The organism is Arthrobacter sp. SIMBA_036 (genome assembly GCF_046535135.1).
Classification (GTDB): domain Bacteria; phylum Actinomycetota; class Actinomycetes; order Actinomycetales; family Micrococcaceae; genus Arthrobacter.
The window spans coordinates 459,820-476,963 of sequence record NZ_JAWRXG010000002.1 but is presented as its reverse complement, the minus strand read 5'-3'; the positions used below and the strand labels follow the sequence as shown (position 1 = coordinate 476,963).

Annotated in this window: 18 protein-coding genes and 1 tRNA gene; 10 read left to right on the top strand and 9 right to left on the bottom strand. The window is 62.2% G+C overall.

Going from position 1 to position 17,144, the window contains the following annotated elements:
- Positions 1-98 precede the first annotated feature (98 nt).
- The 5 genes from SB659_RS04895 to SB659_RS04875 all read left to right on the top strand — a co-directional run bounded on the left by SB659_RS04895 (position 99) and on the right by SB659_RS04875 (position 5,006).
- Positions 99-977 (top strand): DsbA family protein, encoded by an 879-nt coding sequence (locus tag SB659_RS04895; protein WP_284977451.1) that lies wholly within the window; start codon positions 99-101, stop codon positions 975-977.
- Between the two features lie 166 nt (positions 978-1,143).
- A tRNA-Thr gene (locus SB659_RS04890) sits at positions 1,144-1,220 on the top strand.
- Positions 1,221-1,449: 229 nt separating this feature from the next.
- The gene (locus SB659_RS04885) at positions 1,450-2,130 is read left to right on the top strand and encodes a FadR/GntR family transcriptional regulator (RefSeq protein WP_410549663.1); all 681 of its coding nucleotides are present in this window, start codon (positions 1,450-1,452) and stop codon (positions 2,128-2,130) included.
- A 246-nt stretch (positions 2,131-2,376) separates the two neighbouring features.
- Positions 2,377-3,744 (top strand): MFS transporter, encoded by a 1,368-nt coding sequence (locus SB659_RS04880; protein WP_410549662.1) that lies wholly within the window; start codon positions 2,377-2,379, stop codon positions 3,742-3,744.
- Entirely contained in the window at positions 3,741-5,006 is a 1,266-nt protein-coding gene (locus SB659_RS04875) for an alpha-hydroxy-acid oxidizing protein (protein ID WP_410549661.1), read from the top strand. The genes SB659_RS04880 and SB659_RS04875 overlap by 4 nt, the downstream gene beginning before the upstream one ends.
- Before the next feature lie 106 nt (positions 5,007-5,112).
- On the opposite strand, the gene SB659_RS04870 is transcribed toward SB659_RS04875, so the two are convergent.
- The 3 genes from SB659_RS04870 to SB659_RS04860 form a co-directional block, all read right to left on the bottom strand.
- The gene (locus tag SB659_RS04870) at positions 5,113-6,336 is read right to left on the bottom strand and encodes a GGDEF domain-containing protein (RefSeq protein ID WP_410549660.1); all 1,224 of its coding nucleotides are present in this window, start codon (positions 6,334-6,336) and stop codon (positions 5,113-5,115) included.
- Between the two features lie 184 nt (positions 6,337-6,520).
- Entirely contained in the window at positions 6,521-7,603 is a 1,083-nt protein-coding gene (locus tag SB659_RS04865; protein ID WP_284977454.1) for a DUF1648 domain-containing protein, read from the bottom strand.
- Positions 7,600-7,992, bottom strand: coding sequence for a GntR family transcriptional regulator (locus tag SB659_RS04860; protein ID WP_284974106.1), 393 nt, complete (start codon positions 7,990-7,992; stop codon positions 7,600-7,602). The genes SB659_RS04865 and SB659_RS04860 overlap by 4 nt, the downstream gene beginning before the upstream one ends.
- Before the next feature lie 71 nt (positions 7,993-8,063).
- Here SB659_RS04860 and SB659_RS04855 point away from each other — a divergent pair, with 71 nt between their 5' ends.
- Positions 8,064-8,897: an SAM-dependent methyltransferase gene (locus SB659_RS04855; RefSeq protein ID WP_284974107.1), complete on the top strand. Its 834-nt coding sequence runs from the start codon at positions 8,064-8,066 to the stop codon at positions 8,895-8,897.
- 111 nt (positions 8,898-9,008) lie between these two features.
- Here SB659_RS04855 and SB659_RS04850 read toward each other — a convergent pair whose 3' ends face one another.
- From SB659_RS04850 to SB659_RS04835, 4 genes are all read right to left on the bottom strand, one after another.
- The gene (locus tag SB659_RS04850; protein WP_284974108.1) at positions 9,009-9,902 is read right to left on the bottom strand and encodes a glucose 1-dehydrogenase; all 894 of its coding nucleotides are present in this window, start codon (positions 9,900-9,902) and stop codon (positions 9,009-9,011) included.
- 184 nt (positions 9,903-10,086) lie between these two features.
- Entirely contained in the window at positions 10,087-10,524 is a 438-nt protein-coding gene (locus SB659_RS04845) for a response regulator transcription factor (RefSeq protein WP_284974109.1), read from the bottom strand.
- Positions 10,525-10,574: 50 nt separating this feature from the next.
- On the bottom strand, positions 10,575-11,012 hold the full coding sequence (locus SB659_RS04840; RefSeq protein ID WP_284977455.1) for a hypothetical protein: 438 nt from the start codon (positions 11,010-11,012) through the stop codon (positions 10,575-10,577).
- A 49-nt stretch (positions 11,013-11,061) separates the two neighbouring features.
- Positions 11,062-11,724: a signal peptidase I gene (locus tag SB659_RS04835; protein ID WP_284977456.1), complete on the bottom strand. Its 663-nt coding sequence runs from the start codon at positions 11,722-11,724 to the stop codon at positions 11,062-11,064.
- Positions 11,725-11,927: 203 nt separating this feature from the next.
- Between SB659_RS04835 and SB659_RS04830 the strand changes: the two genes are divergently transcribed.
- From SB659_RS04830 to SB659_RS04815, 4 genes are all read left to right on the top strand, one after another.
- Complete coding sequence (locus SB659_RS04830; RefSeq protein ID WP_284977457.1) at positions 11,928-12,296, top strand: ArsR/SmtB family transcription factor; 369 nt, start codon at positions 11,928-11,930, stop codon at positions 12,294-12,296.
- The gene (locus tag SB659_RS04825; protein WP_284977458.1) at positions 12,289-12,762 is read left to right on the top strand and encodes an SRPBCC domain-containing protein; all 474 of its coding nucleotides are present in this window, start codon (positions 12,289-12,291) and stop codon (positions 12,760-12,762) included. The genes SB659_RS04830 and SB659_RS04825 overlap by 8 nt, the downstream gene beginning before the upstream one ends.
- Positions 12,759-13,574, top strand: coding sequence for an alpha/beta fold hydrolase (locus SB659_RS04820; RefSeq protein ID WP_284977459.1), 816 nt, complete (start codon positions 12,759-12,761; stop codon positions 13,572-13,574). The genes SB659_RS04825 and SB659_RS04820 overlap by 4 nt, the downstream gene beginning before the upstream one ends.
- 139 nt (positions 13,575-13,713) lie before the next feature.
- Positions 13,714-15,390 (top strand): RecQ family ATP-dependent DNA helicase, encoded by a 1,677-nt coding sequence (locus SB659_RS04815; protein WP_284977460.1) that lies wholly within the window; start codon positions 13,714-13,716, stop codon positions 15,388-15,390.
- Here SB659_RS04815 and SB659_RS04810 read toward each other — a convergent pair.
- Both SB659_RS04810 and SB659_RS04805 read right to left on the bottom strand, forming a co-directional pair.
- A complete protein-coding gene (locus SB659_RS04810) occupies positions 15,387-16,325 on the bottom strand; it encodes an NAD(P)H-hydrate dehydratase (protein WP_410549659.1) in 939 nt (312 codons plus the stop codon). The two genes, SB659_RS04815 and SB659_RS04810, sit on opposite strands and share 4 nt — an antisense overlap.
- Positions 16,303-17,079, bottom strand: coding sequence for a histidine phosphatase family protein (locus SB659_RS04805; RefSeq protein WP_410549658.1), 777 nt, complete (start codon positions 17,077-17,079; stop codon positions 16,303-16,305). The genes SB659_RS04810 and SB659_RS04805 overlap by 23 nt, the downstream gene beginning before the upstream one ends.
- Positions 17,080-17,144 lie beyond the last annotated feature (65 nt).

The following is a 17,144-nucleotide window of genomic DNA, read 5'->3' as shown; positions in this document are numbered from 1 at the left end:
CGGGAGTCGGCAAGGTGCGGTCAAGCTCCGGGTTGGCTCCCGTAAACTGTCCCCGTTGCCCTAGCTATCCGTACGACGTCGAGTAACCCGAGGAATTGATGAGTCCCGCAAACGAACCCCGCCTGTCCAAGGCTGAGAAGACCGCCCAGGCCCGGGAAAGAGCGCGCCAGATCCGCGAAGCGCAGGTGAAGAAGGACAAGCGCAACAAACTCCTCATCGGTTGGGGCATCGTGGTAGCCGTTGTCGCGATCATCACCGTCATCGCCTTGGTCGTCTTGAACAGCGTCCAGCAGAACGCTCCCATCGCTGACAAGGGCCCGACGCCGGCCAACGCCAACGCTCACGGCGGCGTCACCCTCCTGGCAAACAGCAACGTGGTCAAGGTGGACCCCACTACGGTCAACGTCGCCGATGTTCCCTCCGCCCCGGCCACCAAGCCAACCACCATTGCAGTTCCTGGCGGCGCTCCTGAGGCCGGTAAGCCTGTGAAGGTCATCGCGTACGTCGACTTTATCTGCCCCATCTGCAAGAAATTTGAAACGACTTACAGCGATGCGCTGACCAAGTTCCGTAACGACGGCAAGATCTCCCTGGAGTACAGGCCGATCGGCTTCCTGGACGCCTCCTCCACCACCAATTACTCGTCCCGCGCGGCCAATGCAGCGGCGTGCGTTGCCAACGTATCCCCGGATAAGTATGCAGACTACTTCAACCTCCTTTACTCCCGTCAGCCGGCTGAAGGCAGCGCAGGCATCGCGGACAAGGACCTGAAGTCGATGGCCACAGAAGTAGGTGCGGCGAACATCGACTCCTGCGTGGACAGCAAACAATTCCGGCCCTTCGTGAAGGTGGCAACGCAAGAGGCCGCCGCCATCGGAGTCTCCGGCACCCCGACGGTGTTCGTTGACGGCAAGCAGTGGGACGGTACCAGCGACTTCAACGCTGTGGTCCAAGCCGCGATTGACGCCAAGAAGTAAATTCGGTCAAAGCACGACGGCGATCGGGCACTTGGTGGGACCGTTGCGGTTCCGGCTAGTGTCCGATCGCCGAATTTCCGTGCGGGGTTTGTCTGGGCTACCCTTATCTAGCGCCGTTTTGTTGGCAGGGGTCACTGCTGTTGCCCCACGAATGCCGCGCGGTTTCGCCTCCTTAGCTCAGTTGGCCAGAGCACCGCTCTTGTAAAGCGGGGGTCGTCGGTTCGAATCCGACAGGGGGCTCCATGAACCCCTCCGTTCCGGTGATTTTGCCGAGACGGAGGGGTTTTCTATGTGCGAAAAAAGGGCACTACACGCTTACGACACGCTTTCAGGAAGCCGCACGACACCAGCGGACTAACGGGCGGAGGCCGCGGCGGACCGATACCCGTGCCGGGCCAAGCGGGTTCCCGTCACCGTGCTCACCACCGGGATGTCGAGTGGTGGTGTGCTTGACCTGCAATAATCGATGGAGATGAAAGCGCACGAAGCAGTGATGAACTGGGTGACCGCAGAACTGTCGAGCGGTCGTCTTCGAATCGGCGACCACCTTCCGAGTGAACGGGCGCTGGCTGAAACGTTGCAAGTCTCTCGGAGCTCGTTGCGTGAGGCATTAAGGGTTCTTGAGGCCCTTGGAACAATTCAGGCGACCACTGGTTCCGGGCCGCGTTCGGGCACCGTCGTGACTGCGGCACCCGAGCAGGCGTTGGCACTGGCGCTGAACCTGCAGTTAGCGACGAGCCACGTAGAGCACTCACACGTGTATGAGGTGCGATTGCTGCTTGAGACATGGGCTGCGGAGCACTCGAATCCTGATGGGGGAGACTGGGACGCTGCTGAGCGGCTGCTTAAGCTCATGGACGACTCCGCTACTCCTATCCAGGATTTCCTTCTTCTCGACGCCGAGTTCCACGTAACAGTTTCGCGCGCCGCCGGAAATCCCCTCATTAGCACGCTCATGGATGCCCTCCGCGCTTCCATTGCAGATCACACACTCGCCCGCGCCCAAGCGCTCCCGGACTGGGACAGCACCGTCACACGCCTGCGTTCCGAACACCATGCAATCTTGGACGCGCTCCGCCGCGGTGACCGGGCAGCAGCTGCTGAACTTGTCCGCCAGCACATTCGCGGGTATTACATGGAGACCGCAAACTAAGTTCGGCCGGCCGGCCGTCCGGTAGTGCACTTAGGCGGCTTCTTCTCGGTCAGTGCGGTGCGCCGGAGCGAAGTGATTCAACCAGACGCCTCTCCTAGTAGGCACTGAGCCATCGCACCGGCGTGTCGGCATCCAGACATCTTCCAGGTCCATCGAATCTTGACGTGGCGATGGTCACAGTCTACAGTTTCCTGTGGTCGGACCATGTGGTAGGGCCACACCTCCTTCGACTTTAAGGAAAGATCTTTGACGGTCACTACATCCTCAGAAGAGACAAAGAGCGCAGAGAAGCTGAACTACCGGGTACTCTTGGGCAGCCTCAGCGGCAGCGTCATCGAGTGGTTCGACTTCCTTGTGTACGGCACCGTTGCCGCCCTGGTCTTCAACAAGCTCTTCTTCCCGAGCGACAACGCCTTCGTGTCGACTTTGCTTGCCTACATCTCGTTCTCGCTTACCTTCTTCTTCCGTCCTTTGGGCGGCATCATTTTCTCTCACATCGGCGACCGCATCGGCCGAAAGAAGACTCTCTTCATCACCCTCATGCTGATGGGAGGCGGAACGGTCGCCGTCGGGCTACTGCCTGACTACGCCGCAATCGGCATGGCTGCCCCGATCCTGCTCTTTCTGTGCCGCATCCTTCAAGGGCTTGGTATCGGCGGCGAATGGGGCGGGGCGCTCCTTCTCGCCTACGAGTACGCGCCAAAAAACCGTCGCGGCCTTTATGGTGCCGTGCCGCAGATGGGCATCAGCCTGGGCATGCTGCTCGCTGCCGGCGTTGTCGGTCTCCTTACTCTCCTTCCGAATGGACAGTTCCTTGTCTGGGGCTGGCGGATTCCATTCATAGCCAGCGTTGTGCTCGTCTTCATCGGGCTCTGGATCCGAAATGGCTTGGATGAGACCCCCGAGTTCAAGCGCATTCGAGAGGCGGGAGCGCAACTGCGTCTGCCCATCAAAGAGGTCGTCACAAAGCACTGGGGTGCCGTGCTTGTGTCGATCGGTGCGAAGGCCGCGGAGACGGGCCCGTTCTACATCTTCGGCACCTATGTCATTGCCTACGCCACTAACGTTCTGGGAGCACGCGGGAACGTCGTTCTCCTCGCAGTTGCCGCGGCTGCGCTGGTGGCAACAATCTGGATGCCGGTCTTCGGGCGTATCTCCGACAGGTTTTCACGTGCGGTGCTTTACCGCTGGTCGGCTACGGCAACACTCGCTTTAGTGGTGCCCTACTACTTGGTGCTCAACACCGGTGCGACCTGGGCGCTGTTCGTCGCCACCATTGTCGGATTCGGCCTTTTGTGGGGCAGTGTCAACGCGATTCTGGGCACGTTGATCGCGGAGAACTTCGCTCCCGAGGTCCGCTACACCGGCGCTTCACTCGGTTACCAGCTCGGTGCAGCGATCTTCGGCGGCACCGCTCCGATCATCGCGGCAGGGCTCTTCGAAGTCAGCGGCGGGCAGTGGTGGCCTATCGCAGCGTATGTCGCCGGCTGCGCAGTGATTTCGATTGTGGCTTCCTTCTTTATCAAGCGCGTCGCCCACGGCGAAGGCCCGGTGGTGCCTCCGGTTGCCGCGTCTTCGGACTACTCCCGTTCTCAGAAAGGATCTGTACGTTGAACCGCCAGCTTCCCAAGCCCTCTGAGGTCCTTGAACTTCTCCAGTTCAAGAAGCCCGAGTTCAACGGCAAGAAGCGCCGTCTGGACGCCGCACTCACCACACAGGATTTACGGCGCATAGCCAAACGACGCACACCGGCCGCTGCCTTCGACTACACCGACGGCGGAGCTGAGGGCGAGATATCAATGCGGCGTGCCCGCCAGGCGTTCGAGGATATTGAGTTTCACCCCGATATCCTCAAGCCGGCACAGCACGTCGACACTTCGACCGAGGTCCTCGGCGGCCTCTCCGCGCTGCCTTTTGGCATCGCTCCAACCGGGTTCACACGTCTCATGCAAACCGAGGGTGAGGTTGCAGGAGCTGGAGCCGCCGGGGCTGCCGGCATTCCCTTCACCTTGTCCACGCTGGGGACAACATCGATCGAACAGGTCAAAGCCGCTAATCCCGGCGGCCGCAACTGGTTCCAGCTCTACGTCATGCGTGAGCGCGAGATCTCCTACGGCCTTGTTGAACGCGCTGCGCGTGCTGGCTTCGACACGCTGATGTTCACAGTCGATGTCCCTGTCGCGGGGTTTCGGATGCGCGACAAACGCAATGGATTTTCAATCCCTCCCCAGCTCACCGCCGGTACGGTCATGAACGCCATACCCCGCCCATGGTGGTGGATGGATTTCCTAACCACTCCAAAGCTGGAATTTGCCTCGCTGTCCTCGACCGGAGGTACCGTGGGTGACCTGCTGAACTCCGCAATGGATCCGACGATTTCGTACGAGGACCTTGAGATAATCCGCCAGCTTTGGCCCGGGAAACTCGTCGTCAAGGGTGTGCAGAACGTCCCTGACGCGGTCAAGCTGATTGATCGTGGCGTGGACGGCATCGTCCTCTCGAACCACGGTGGCCGCCAACTCGACCGCGCCCCCGTGCCGTTCCACCTGCTGCCCCAAGTAGTACGCGAGGTGGGCCGTGACGCCACAGTGATGATCGACACCGGAATCATGAACGGCGCAGACATCGTCGCCGCTGTCGCGCTCGGGGCGAAGTTCACGCTCGTCGGCCGAGCCTACCTCTACGGCCTCATGGCTGGTGGGCGCGACGGGGTGGACCGGATGATCGAGATTCTTCGCAGTGAGATAGAACGCACGATGAGCCTGCTCGGTGTCTCCTCGCTCGACGAACTCGAACCACGCCACGTGACGCAGCTGAGTCGGCTTGTCCCCATCCCGGAAGGGCATGTAGCTCTCGCGGAGCACCTGACCTCCTAGACACGATCCTGTCAGTTCGAATCCGACAGGGGGCTCCATGAACCCCTCCGTTCCGGCGATTTTGCCCGGGACGGAGAGGCTTTTCATTCACGGTTGCCTGGTTTTGTTAGGGCTGGCCCTCGCGGGCCAGGGAATCCGGCGCTGCATGGGGCGCTCGGTCGCCGACCACCCTGTCCCGCCCTTGCGCCTTGGCGCTATACAAGGCCGCGTCCGCCACGCTGATCATGAACGCGAGGTCCACCCAGCCGCCGGTGCTGGACGTGACTCCGTAGCTGACGGTCGGCAATGGCATGCCGTTCGGTCCTTCCGTGGCGGCCAACCTGTCGCTGATCTCCGAGGCGATCTCCTCTGCGCGCTGCTGCGATGCGCCCGGCAACAGTGCGATGAACTCTTCGCCCCCGTACCGGCCAAGCACGTCAGAGGAACGGACCGATGCTGAGCAGGCCTTGGCGAACGCCTTCAGCGCTGCGTCTCCAGCCGCGTGCCCGTAGTCATCGTTGATGGCCTTGAAGTGGTCCAGGTCCGCCAGGATCAGCGCCGCTCCGGATGCTTTTGTCTCGGCCCGACTCAGCACAGCACCGGCCAGGTCCAGGAAGGCTCCCCGGTTGAGGAGCCCCGTCAGATGGTCCTTCTCCGCCCGTCGGCGCAGCTTATCGTGCAGTTGCTCATGGCTGAGGTTGCTCATGCTGAAGGACGCCGTAATGAGGAGTACCAAAAAGACCACGCCTGCCGGAGCAGGACCGAAATAGCGCTTAAAATCTTCGCCGGCGGCTCCCTCTGCTGCATAGCTCAGCCAGCGGGCAAGGAAGTATGCGGCCGTCAGTCCGGCGGTGGTGGCAACAAGCCTGGTGGCCCGCGCACGTTCTGAGGGGGCGAACCAGAATTCCACTGTTGCCATAGTCATGCCCGCCAGCATGAGGCCCAGATACGCGAAGCCGCCGGACCAAAGATCGGTGAAGGGGTTTTCGAGGAAGGAGCAGACGGCGGCGATTCCGGCTGCCACAGGGATGGGCCAGGGGTGGCCCTCGCGGCCGCAGACGGCTCGGGCGCCGGCCCAGATGCAGAACACACCTGCAACCATCAAGGCCATTCCGACGTGGCAAGCCCAAGCCAGCCATGTGGGGTCGCAGAAGAGTAGCGTGGAGCGCCCGGCCATGAAAAGGAGCAGGGACACGCACCACCACCCTGCAGAGGCTGACCGCGTTCGGCGGTACGAAGCCCCGGAAAGAATCAGGAGTGTCACCGTGACAATGCCCAAGCACACCTGCACAGAGAGCGGATCAAGGGCCGCGACGCCGTCTTGCCAGGGGAATGCGGTTAATGAACTCACCTTTAGCGCCTCGGTGCCCCCGCGGGTTCCTCGTGCGGTTTCGTGGTTCGATCAGTCCCAAAACACATATATCCCCCGAAATTGACGTCAGTCAGCCGCTTCCGGCCACAAACGCCTAGTCAAACACGACTTGAGGCGGATCGGCGGGTAGGCAGACTGCGGGTCGTGTCGTGCGGTACGAACGTTAGGAGTCGAAGCGGAGGATGAGGATCAGGCTGATTACTGCCAAAATACCGGCCAAGAGGAAGGCCGCTCTGGGATTGCCCAAGTTCACGGTCCACCCGATACCAAACCGACGCGGAACAAGCAGGGCATGGTCTTCCTTGTTGATGTAGAACAAGCCACTGCGCCAGAACTTGTCATCATCGCGGTGAGCCAAGCCGGTATCCACCCCGGGGGTGTCCCGTCCGAGGCTCTTTCGGGCAAGAACCGCAATGGTGACGGCCACTGCAGCAAGGATGGGCAACGCCACCACCAACGGAGCCCACGCGGTGACTGTGCCGGTCCACATCAATAATGACGAGCCGAGCATCGCAAGATTGATCGTCGTCAGCAGCCCGAGTAGCACTTTCGCGCCAAGCGTCATGTATTCCCGCGACCACCGAGCCGAGCTCGCAGGATGTGCCGGGTCAATGTCCGGCCGGCTGCGGGCAATGGCGAACGCGGCACCTCCCAGTAACGCGCTGATTCCAAGCTGCACAAAGACCAAGGAGAAGGCTGCGCCAACAGACTTCGTGACCACTCGGTTCGGAACACCATTGGCGCCATAGTGCACTGCAAGCACGCTTGGCATGGCAGGATACATCAGCGCACCCAGCGCCGTTGTAACCACGACGACGGCCAGCGCGCCAGCCAGCCAAACCCAGGGGTACCGGGGTGGATTGGTCCGGAGTCCGGTGTCTATCGCAATGCCTTGGTGAACCCCCTCGTACCAGCCTCCCGCGGCTTTGGCGGACCGGATGCCTTGGTTGGCCATGAAAAAGCACCAGTACCAAACGCCGATCAGAACCAGCACGGACACGGGCAGCAGTAAGGGTTGTCCCGTCAGGGTGAAGGTTCCCACCCCCAAGACCGTTACGACGATGCCGCTGACCAACACGCGCCAGCGGTAGATCCGGGCTTGGCCTGCTACTACGGGATCTGCCGCATGGTGGGCTGGTATCCGCACACCAAAAGGGACGGTACGGCTGGTCACCGACGGCAAAACGAAGGCAAATAGGAGGACCAATCCCAGCAACAGGAGGCTCAGAATTATGCCAATGCTCATGAGTTGTCCTCCAACTCGTTGTTCGCGAATGAATCAATGACGGATCTGCACGTGGCGAGGAGCTCCTCCGTGGGCATGCCTTTGGCGACTGCTTCAGCCAGCAGGGTCTTGGCTCGCGCCGCCCAGTCCGCTGGGAAGGACGGATGCGGGTCCGGCACCGTGACCACCGCACCGGTCTTCCGGTTGAGGCGGATAAGGCCTTCCCGCCGCAGGAGGTCGTACGCCTTGTTCACCGTATGGAAGTTGATGCCGGAGTCGGCGGCAAGTGCCCGCGTGGCTGGAAGTGGACTGCCTGGGCGAAGCTCGCCGACGGCGATCGCCTCCACTACTTGATCCCGGAGTTGCTGGTAGATCGGCACCTCGTTATCCAGGTCCACGGTAAGGATCACCGCATCCACCTCCTCTTTGTTATATATGTTATACAACAAATAAAACTCGCGCCAGATGCTACATTGCGGCCATGACAGATTCGACGTCGCCCGATGACCGGCAAGCTCACAAGGCGGTGGTGGGGACCGGCCGCTGGATAGCTGCGGCGAGAGCACAGGAAAGCGCCCGCGCGGATCGTCTTTTTAACGATCCTTGGGCTGGCGTCCTGGCAGGCGAAAGTGGTCGGGCGAGCCTGGACGCCGCCCCCTACAACCCGTACCTGCCGGTCAGGACCAGATATTTTGACGATCTGATGACCAGCGCGGCCCGGCCGGGGGCACAGATCGTCCTCTTGGGAGCCGGCATGGATACGCGGGCATTCCGGCTGCCACTACCGCCGGATTCCACGGTTTACGAGATCGACCATGCCGAAGCGTTCGATGAGAAGGAGAGCATCCTGCAGGGAACGCCACCGGGGTGCGAGCGCAAGTGCGTTTACGCTGACTTGTCGGGGCCGTGGCGAGAGGCACTTCTGGACGCCGGCTTCGATCAACAACGCCGCACGATTTGGGTTGCCGAGGGGCTCCTGTTTTATTTGGCGGCGCCCGATGTCGAGACGTTGGTCCGTGATACGGGAGCGCTCTCCGCCCCCGGCTCGCAGTTCCTGGCGGACACGTTCGGCACCGGCCTGTTGGAGTTGGAATCCATGGGGCCGCTGGTAGCAGCCCGGAAAAGCTCCGGAAAGCCGCTGCCATTTTGCACGGATGCACCCCAAGCCCTGTTTACGGACCGGGGCTGGACTGACGCGACGACGGTTCAGCCCGGCCAGCCCGAAGCGAACTACGGCCGGTTTCCGCGGGGGACCGGTGCGGAGCGGGTGGGCCCGGCAAATCTCCGCACCTACCTGGTGACGGCCACGCGGTAGCGCCGCCCGTTTTTGCTGCAACCCTCGCTGCGCGCCCTTGCCGCAACCCACGACGGCGGCGCGCCCGGGAAACCACCGGGGTGCGCCGCCGTCGTCAACCAACGGCTTGGGTTACGGAGTCGGGTTGCCGCCGTTGACGTTGAGGGTTTCGCCCACCACGTAGCTCGACTCCGGGGACGCCAGGAAGACGTAGGCGGGTGCGAGCTCAGCCGGTTGGCCGGCGCGGCCGAGCGGCGTCGACTGCCCGAACTCGGGCAACTCCTCCTTCGGTTGGCCACTGCTGACCTGCAACGGTGTCCAGATGGGCCCCGGCGCCACGGCATTAACGCGGATTCCCTTGGGTGCCAGTTGTTGTGCCAACCCCTTGGTGAAGTTGTTGATGCTGGCCTTGGTGGTGGCGTAGTCCACCAGAGTCGGCGACGGGTTGTAGGCCTGGATGGATGTTGTGTTGATGATGGTGGAACCTGCCGGCAGGTGGGGTAGTGCTGCCTTGGTCAGCCAAAACATCGCGTAAACGTTGGTCTTCAATGTGTGGTCGAACTGTTCGTCGGAAATCTCGGCGAGGTCTTCCTGGGCCACCTGTTTGCCGGCATTATTCACCAGGATGTCCAGGCCACCCAAGACCGCGACGGCGGTGTCCACCACTTCACGGCAAACGGCAGGGTCCTTGAGGTCGCCGGGCACTTTTACCGCCTTGCGGCCGGCGGCTTCGATGAGCCCTGCAATGCGCGATGCGTCCTCTTCCTCTTCGGGGAGGTATGAAAGCACGACGTCGGCCCCCTCGCGGGCGAACGCGATCGCCGTCGCAGCGCCAATACCGGAATCGGCGCCGGTAACAATGGCCTTGCGGCCCTCCAGTCGTCCGGTACCGCGGTATGTGTCTTCGCCGAGGTCTGCCTTAGGGGTCAGTTCGGCGTCGAGGCCGGGCTCGGGCTGGTGCTGTTTCGGCGGGGAGATTTGCTCATATGCGGTGACGGGGTTCCGGAAGGTGTACTGATCAGTCATGGTGGTCCTCCTGATAGTTAGGTCTGGAACACGGGCAAGCTATCCGGGGGTAATGCGCACGGGCATCACCAAGATGATAAGCAAGCTTACGGTTTCCAGCCTAATCATGGAGACGGCCTGTGCCAAGCCGATGGCGAGAGCAGGCGACCGGATGAGTGCCAAGAGCAAGCTCTCCGGAAAGGCGTTAAGGCAGGGGCCCTTGCGTGAGGGGGTGGGGGATGGGAGAAACGGCAGGCGTAGCCACAGCAACGTCCGAATCCGAAGGGAACAATTTCTGCACCAGGTCCCGCAAGGCCGCAGGGCGGAACGGTTTGGAAAGATAGGCTGTGGCGCCGGCTGCAATCCCGTCCAGCTCGTCCCCAGGTTGTGCAAATGCCGTGATCATGATGATGGGAACCTGGGTGAACTTCCTGAGGGCCCGCGCTACTTCACGGCCGTCCATGTCGGGAAGTCCGACGTCGAGCGTTATCATCGACGGCGCCGTGGCAGCCGCCGCCAAAAGCCCGTCAGTGCCGGTTTCCTCAACGCTGACGGAAAAGCCGGCGGAGGAGAGGATCGCCTCAAGCAAACCACCGATGTCCTCATCATCTTCAATGACAAGGCAAGTGCGGAGCGGCGTCATGGTCCTCCTTGAAAGTCCGGTATCAGTCTACGACGCCGGGCTCAGCAGGACTAGCAGATGAGGGATCCAGTAAGCGCCGTGCCTGTCCACATTCGCGAGGTCCCGGGGATCTTGTAGTAACCGCGGATCTCGTAGGTCCACGTGCCGATGGTCTCCAAGCCGGAGGTGTATGTTTTCCCGGCGGCGGTGCTGAGATCCCCGGTGAATTCCAAAACATGTGATCGGTTATAAACCTTGATCTCGTGGTAATTGGCATATGTCACCGTGCTGAATGAGTTCACCGTAACGGTGGCGCGGCGATTGTTGGCAGTACAACTCATGGAGACGTTCGCGCTCGCAGGTGCGGCGAGTCTAGCCGCCGAATACTGGGGATTGGCGGCGTCGTTAGAGGTAAACGACGCAAGGGCGGCGGCTGGTGCCGAGAACAGGGCGACGACGACGGCGACGCCGATGGCAGCCAAACGGGGGAGGCGGCGACGGATTGACATTTCGCTGCGCTCCTTCCGTGGTCTGATTCGTTGTTGTTCTGGGAAATCGTTAGGGCTTGTCCGCTGCTGCGGGCGTGGTGGTTTTGCCGGGCTTCTTGGTCCAGATAGAGGTGAGCATGCCGATGACAAGGACGGCCGGCGCCCCGTAAAGGAGGATATTCATGACAATCGGTGCGCGCAGGGCACGGATAGCGGCGCCAAGGTACGGGATAGTGAGGACTTCTTTGTCCACGGTTGTGCCTTGCAGCGTCGCAACCCAGGGGTCAACGCCATTGTTGGCGTCCCCCTTGGTCTGTACAGTGGTGCCGCCGGTGGCCGTGGTGGTGATGTCGGTGATGCGGTGGGTCTCGACGCGTTGATCTTCAACAGGGATGTGATAGGTGATGATGTCTCCAACCTTGACGTCCTTGATCGGGGTCGGGACGGTGACCACCACGTCGCCCGGGTTGATCAGGGGCGCCATGGAACCGGTGAGCATAGTGGAGGTGTGGTAGCCGAGCACGCGTGGGCCGAGGGCAAGAAGCAGGAATGCGAGGGCCGCAAGGATGAGCATGCTGACGCCGATGACCTTCGCGATGGCCCTGACAAGGCGACGGAAAGTCCCGAGGCTTCTTGCCGGGGCTGCGGGGGTCGCGGTACCTGCTGCGCGCTCGCTGGAGGCGGAACGGCGGCCGGGGAGGGTGCCGTCGGTGATGCTTGTCAGCGTAGTCATCTGGGGCCATCCTTTGTTGTAGTGCTCGTCCTCTGCTTTCTCAAGTCTCGATTGGCTGGATCAAGGTGCCCTGCAGCAAACCCTCAAGACTTGCTCAGGAATCCCGTCGGGGCTGATGGAAAAGGCTTGACAAAGGATGCCAAGGGTCTAATGTAAACCATACGGTTATATAACTTTAGAGTTATGAAGGGTAATGGTTCGGTATGGTCGATCAACTTAGTGCAGTCTTTGGCGCCTTAGCTGATCCCACGCGACGGGCGATCCTGCAGCGGCTTTCCCAGGGTGATGCCCAGGTTTCCGATTTGGCCGCACCTTTCCAGATCAGCCAGCCGGCCATTTCAAAGCACCTCAAGGTCCTTGAGGATGCGGGGCTGATCTCCCGGAGGCGGATAGCGACCTCCCGGCTGAGCCACCTTGAAGGCCAACCGCTCAAGGAAGCCACTGATTACATGGAGCGGTACAAGAAGTTCTGGGATGAATCGTTCGACAAGCTCGACGACGCCCTGGCGGCATTGCAGAACGGGATTGGCGACAACAATGAAGACAACGACGGGAGCGGCCGTGATGCCTGAATACCACCAACGTGAAGTTACCGACCGTGACGTGTTCGTCTCACGCTCTTTCAATGCTCCAAGGGACGTGGTGTGGCGCTTCTGGACCGAACCCGAATTGCTGACGAGTTGGTTTGGCCCGTCCGGAGTCACTGTGGCCGCGGAGAGCGTCGTGGTAGAACTTGCGGAAGGCGGACGATGGGAACTCGATATGCAGGACCCGGCAAACGGAAGCGTGCACCCGATCCGCGGCCGCATCCTTCATTGGCAGGCGCCCGAGTTCCTCGAGATCCAGATGTCGGCTGAAACGTCAGTGGGAGCAGTCGACGGCGTAGTCCTTCGGCTTGAGTTCCATGATCACGGACACAAGACACGTATGACCCTGCACCAAGGCCCATTCAGCGAAGAGCTCCGGGACATGACGCTGGCCGGATGGGTCCTAGCATTCTCCACGCTCGACACCATCCTCGAAAGGTACGCCTCATGACAACAACGACCCCCAGCTCCCTGGTGGAAGCCATCACCTCCGTCGATGGCACCACCATTTCAGTGGAACATCTGGGCAGTGGCCCGGCTTTGGTGTTGGTCGATGGAGCTTTTTGCGGCAGGTCCTTCGGCCCCTCCAGAGCCCTCGCCAACGCGCTGGCAGAATCCTACACGGTGTATTTTTACGATCGCCGTGGCCGTGGAGACAGCACTGATACCGCACCGTACGCCGTGGAACGGGAGGTCGAGGACCTCGCGGCCGTACTCCAACACGCAGGTGGCAACGCTTTCGTGTACGGCATCTCATCCGGGGCGGCGCTGGCCCTCGAAACCGCTGCAGCGGGGGTGCCTATGCGGGGGCTAGCCACATACGAGGCTCCCTACACCGGGGTGGGCTCCCACGCAGACTCTCCCGTGGACCATGCCGCCCACCTCAAGGAACTCCTGGCCGAAAACAAAAGAGGTGCCATGGTGTCCTACTTCCTCGTGAAGATGATCGGTGTGCCCGCCTTCGTCCCCATCATGCTCCGGCTGATGCCCAAGGTGTGGGCAAGCCAAAAGAGTGCGGCCAACACTTTGCCCTACGAGGTCGAAGTCTGCAACAACTTCACGGCGCCTGTCCAAAGGCTCGCGGCGGTAGGCGTTCCTACGCTGGTGATGGTGGGTAGCAAGGCAGCCCCGGCAATGTCCGCCGCCCAGCGAGCGATCGCTGCCGCTGTCCCCCGAGCGGTTCACCGCACTCTCGATGGCCAGACCCATCAGGTGTCTGCCAAGGCCATCGCGGAAGAACTGAGGGGTTTTTTCCTTCCCTGAGCAACCGGGGATTGACTGACGAGCGTTCGGCGTTTTCCACAGGCAGGGGTCCGGAGAACGCCCGCGGGCCGGCGGCGCGCTAGGCTGGAGGGGTCGGCTGAAGCAAGTGGCCGCAGGTCCAACCAAGCGGAGCCATTCAATGTCCGACGATCTTGCCTTGGGCGCGCTTGCAGCGTCCTCCTTCTCACTACCGTCGTTGCGCGATGGTCAACTCAAGGGCATGACCGCCCTCGTCGAAGGCCGCGATGTGCTCGCCGTGATGCCCACAGGGTACGGAAAATCCGCCACCTACCAAGTGGCGGCCCGGTATCTTCACAACGCCACTGGACGCCCCGCCGTCGTGGTTTCGCCTTTGATCGCGTTGCAGGAAGACCAGCTGGACGGGCTGGAGGAGGATCTTGGCGGTGGGGCAGCCGTCGCCATCAATTCCTCGCACAGCGATTCGGAGGTGGAGGCCGCGTGGCAGGCAGCGGAGTCCGGGGAGGTCACTTATCTCTTCCTCGCACCCGAGCAACTGGCCAAGCAGGAAACCGTTGATCGCCTCGCCAAGCTGGGCATCACACTATTCGTGGTCGATGAAGCCCATTGTGTGTCCTCATGGGGCCACGATTTCCGGCCCGATTACCTCAACCTGGGACATGTTCGGGAGCGTTTGGGCAACCCGCCGGTAGCTGCGCTCACCGCCACTGCCTCGCCCCCTGTGCGTGATGAGATCGTGGAGCGGCTGGGGATGACGAATCCGCTCCTGATTGTCCGCGGGTTCGACCGGCCCAACATCTCTTTGGAGGTGGTCCGGCACCACGAGGACAAGGCAAAGAGGCGGAAGGTGGTGGAACAAGTCTCCGAACTCGCCGCGGCGGGCGGGATCGGCTTGGTGTACGCCGCCACCCGCAAGGACACTGAGAAGTACGCGGAGAAGTTGGCTAAGGCCGGCCTACGGGCCGCCGCCTACCACGCGGGACGGTCGCCAGCCGAGCGGGAAAGCATCCATGAGGGGTTCCTGCAGGATCAGTTCGACGTCGTCGTTGCCACCACAGCCTTCGGCATGGGCATTGACAAGCCGAATGTCAGGTTCGTTGTCCATGCCGATATTCCGGAGTCCTTGGACGCCTACTACCAGGAGATCGGCAGGGCAGGTCGCGACGGCGAACCGGCCACAGCAATCCTGCACTATCGCGCCGAGGACCTGGGACTTCGAAAATTCTTTGGCACCCACGCTCCGGATGCGGAGGCCCTCACGGCCCTGCTGAAAGTCCTGAAGTCAGCCGGCGCGCCGGCTACGAAGAGTGCCTTGGCTGAGCTGACGGGGTTCCCGCCCAGGAAGGTCACGGGCCTCGTGAACCAACTCGAAGAAGCCGGCGCCGTCGTATTAGGGAAACGGGGGGTCCGGCTAAAGTCCACGTCCAAATTGTCCACACTGGTGGACCGCGCGATTGAACTTGGCCAGGCCCGCCAGCGCATCGACCAGTCGCGGCTGATGATGATCCGCGGTTATGCCGAGACCGACACCTGCCGCCGGCAGTTCTTGCTGGGCTACTTCGGGGAAGACATGCCCGAGCCCTGCGGTCACTGCGATGCTTGCTCCGATGCGGCCAACCGTGGCGGCGACGCGTCCCACCATAGTGAGGAGGGCACCGACGACGCCGTGGCGGACGAGCAGTTCCCGGTGCAATCATCCGTGATCCACAAGGAGTGGGGTCCGGGTTTGGTCATGCGTCACGAGGACGACGTCATGACCGTCCTGTTCGAGCAGGAGGGCTATAAGACCCTGTCTCGAACCGCCGTCGTGGAGAAAGAACTGCTGAAACCCGCTTAGTTAAGCTCCAACATGAGGGCCGGAATCTCATCGGCAAGCTCGCGGGCCAGGAAACCGAGGGGTCCGAGCTTGCTCGCCAATCGGTCGGCCGCGGCAGCGTGAAGATGCGTCCCCCAACAGGCTGCCTGCACGCCGCTGGTTCCCCGCGCGCGCAGCCCTGCGATGGCGCCTGCTAGGACGTCCCCGCTGCCCGAGGTTCCCAGCCCGCCGTGCCCGGTGGTGATCTTCCACAATTCCGGGGAGCCCGCTGACTCCTCCGGGCCTGCTGACTCCACGGAGCCTCGGCTCACCGTTCCGGCGATGATGCCCTGGCAGCTCACCACGGCATCGAAGCGGCGGGCGATTGCAGCCACATCCGCTTCCAGGTCCTCGACATCCCTGCCCAGGAGAACACCGGCCTCTGTGGGATTCGGCGTGAGGATGAGCCGGCCCCGCCAAGGCCCGATCATGTCCTCCACCCTCGTGAGTCCGGCCAATGCGTAGGCGTCCAGTAGGATCGCAGGGCCGTCCCCGCCGTCGCCCTCTTCGCGTTCCAGCAGGCCTCTCAGGAGTACTTCGGTCAGGTCCAAGTCATCGAGTCCCGGACCGATCAATAGTGCGTCGGCTCGGTCAACATAGGAAGCTATGGACTCCAACCCTTCGCCGGTCAACGACCCCTCTGCTGTTTCCGGCATGGCCATGGCTCCGCATTCGGGCAGGGCAACTCCCACATGGACCGCCACGGAACCGGCGACAGCCATGGTCAGCTTCCCGGCCCCTGCGCGAAGGGCTGCCGTGCCGGCGAGCAACGCTGCCCCAGGTGTCGCCCGGGCTCCGCCAAGGACCAACACCGAGCCGCGCGAGTACTTGTCACTTCCCGGAGCCGGCAAGTCCCAGTCCCGAAGCAGTGACGGCGTTACGAGCGTGGGCTGGCTACTGGGGGTGGACATTGGCATCCCCTCCGTGCTCGGTGACCGCCACGTTCTGCTCGGTCAGGTGGTCGGCAACGTTGAAGCTTTCCAGTGTCCAAGGGCCGACTCCGGACGGCCGCACGAAACGCGTAACGGATGCATTTAACACAGACGTGCTCGATGCGAGGTCCAGGATTTCCTTCTCAGACATGCCCTCAAGGACGTATCGAACCAGCAGGATCAGAGCATCGTGGCACACGAGCATCAGCCGTTGACCACGGGCTGGATTATCCAGTTCGTTCAGGATGGAGCGCAGCCGGAGGGCAACATCAGCCCACGACTCGCCCCCTGGCGGCCGGTAGTACAGCTTGCCAAGCCAAAGCCGCCGCTCGGCCTCCTCGGGGTACCGCTTGTCGACGCCGCGCCCCGTGAGCCGGTCGAGGATGCCCAGTTCCCGGTCGCGGAGCCGCTCGTCTGTGGTGACGGTGACCGGCCAGCCTGCGACTTCGACGGCGATGCGGGCCGTTTGCTGTGCCCGCGCGTAGGGCGATGAGATCACGACGTCGGGACAGAGCTCGGGGGAGATGCGGGACAAAGCAACTCCGAGGGCTTTGGCCTGCTCTTGCCCGACGTCGGACAGGTGCACGTCCGGGTCCCGGGCAGGTACGTCGATGACCTCTGCTCCGGCGAGGCGGGCCTCAGTGGCCGCGACATTGCCTTCACTCTCTCCATGCCTGACAAGCAGCAACTCAACAGGGCCCGCCCCATGCGCTACGTCTGAAATCCCGATCTCCTCCAAGAGTGACCACCCCTTCGAATGCCCGCATGCTTCGGTTTACTATCCTCGTGCGTACCCACCGGTCC

Excerpts from the sequence above, each read along its gene's own strand:
- SB659_RS04810 (WP_410549659.1), bottom strand. The coding sequence starts at position 16,325 with ATGCCAATGTCCACCCCCAGTAGCCAGCCCACGCTCGTAACGCCGTCA.
- SB659_RS04850 (WP_284974108.1), bottom strand. The coding sequence starts at position 9,902 with ATGACTGATCAGTACACCTTCCGGAACCCCGTCACCGCATATGAGCAA.
- SB659_RS04830 (WP_284977457.1), top strand. The coding sequence starts at position 11,928 with ATGGTCGATCAACTTAGTGCAGTCTTTGGCGCCTTAGCTGATCCCACG.
- SB659_RS04885 (WP_410549663.1), top strand. The coding sequence starts at position 1,450 with ATGAAAGCGCACGAAGCAGTGATGAACTGGGTGACCGCAGAACTGTCG.
- SB659_RS04895 (WP_284977451.1), top strand. The coding sequence starts at position 99 with ATGAGTCCCGCAAACGAACCCCGCCTGTCCAAGGCTGAGAAGACCGCC.
- SB659_RS04845 (WP_284974109.1), bottom strand. The coding sequence starts at position 10,524 with ATGACGCCGCTCCGCACTTGCCTTGTCATTGAAGATGATGAGGACATC.
- SB659_RS04825 (WP_284977458.1), top strand. The coding sequence starts at position 12,289 with ATGCCTGAATACCACCAACGTGAAGTTACCGACCGTGACGTGTTCGTC.
- SB659_RS04855 (WP_284974107.1), top strand. The coding sequence starts at position 8,064 with ATGACAGATTCGACGTCGCCCGATGACCGGCAAGCTCACAAGGCGGTG.
- SB659_RS04815 (WP_284977460.1), top strand. The coding sequence starts at position 13,714 with ATGTCCGACGATCTTGCCTTGGGCGCGCTTGCAGCGTCCTCCTTCTCA.
- SB659_RS04820 (WP_284977459.1), top strand. The coding sequence starts at position 12,759 with ATGACAACAACGACCCCCAGCTCCCTGGTGGAAGCCATCACCTCCGTC.
- SB659_RS04835 (WP_284977456.1), bottom strand. The coding sequence starts at position 11,724 with ATGACTACGCTGACAAGCATCACCGACGGCACCCTCCCCGGCCGCCGT.
- SB659_RS04840 (WP_284977455.1), bottom strand. The coding sequence starts at position 11,012 with ATGTCAATCCGTCGCCGCCTCCCCCGTTTGGCTGCCATCGGCGTCGCC.
- SB659_RS04865 (WP_284977454.1), bottom strand. The coding sequence starts at position 7,603 with ATGAGCATTGGCATAATTCTGAGCCTCCTGTTGCTGGGATTGGTCCTC.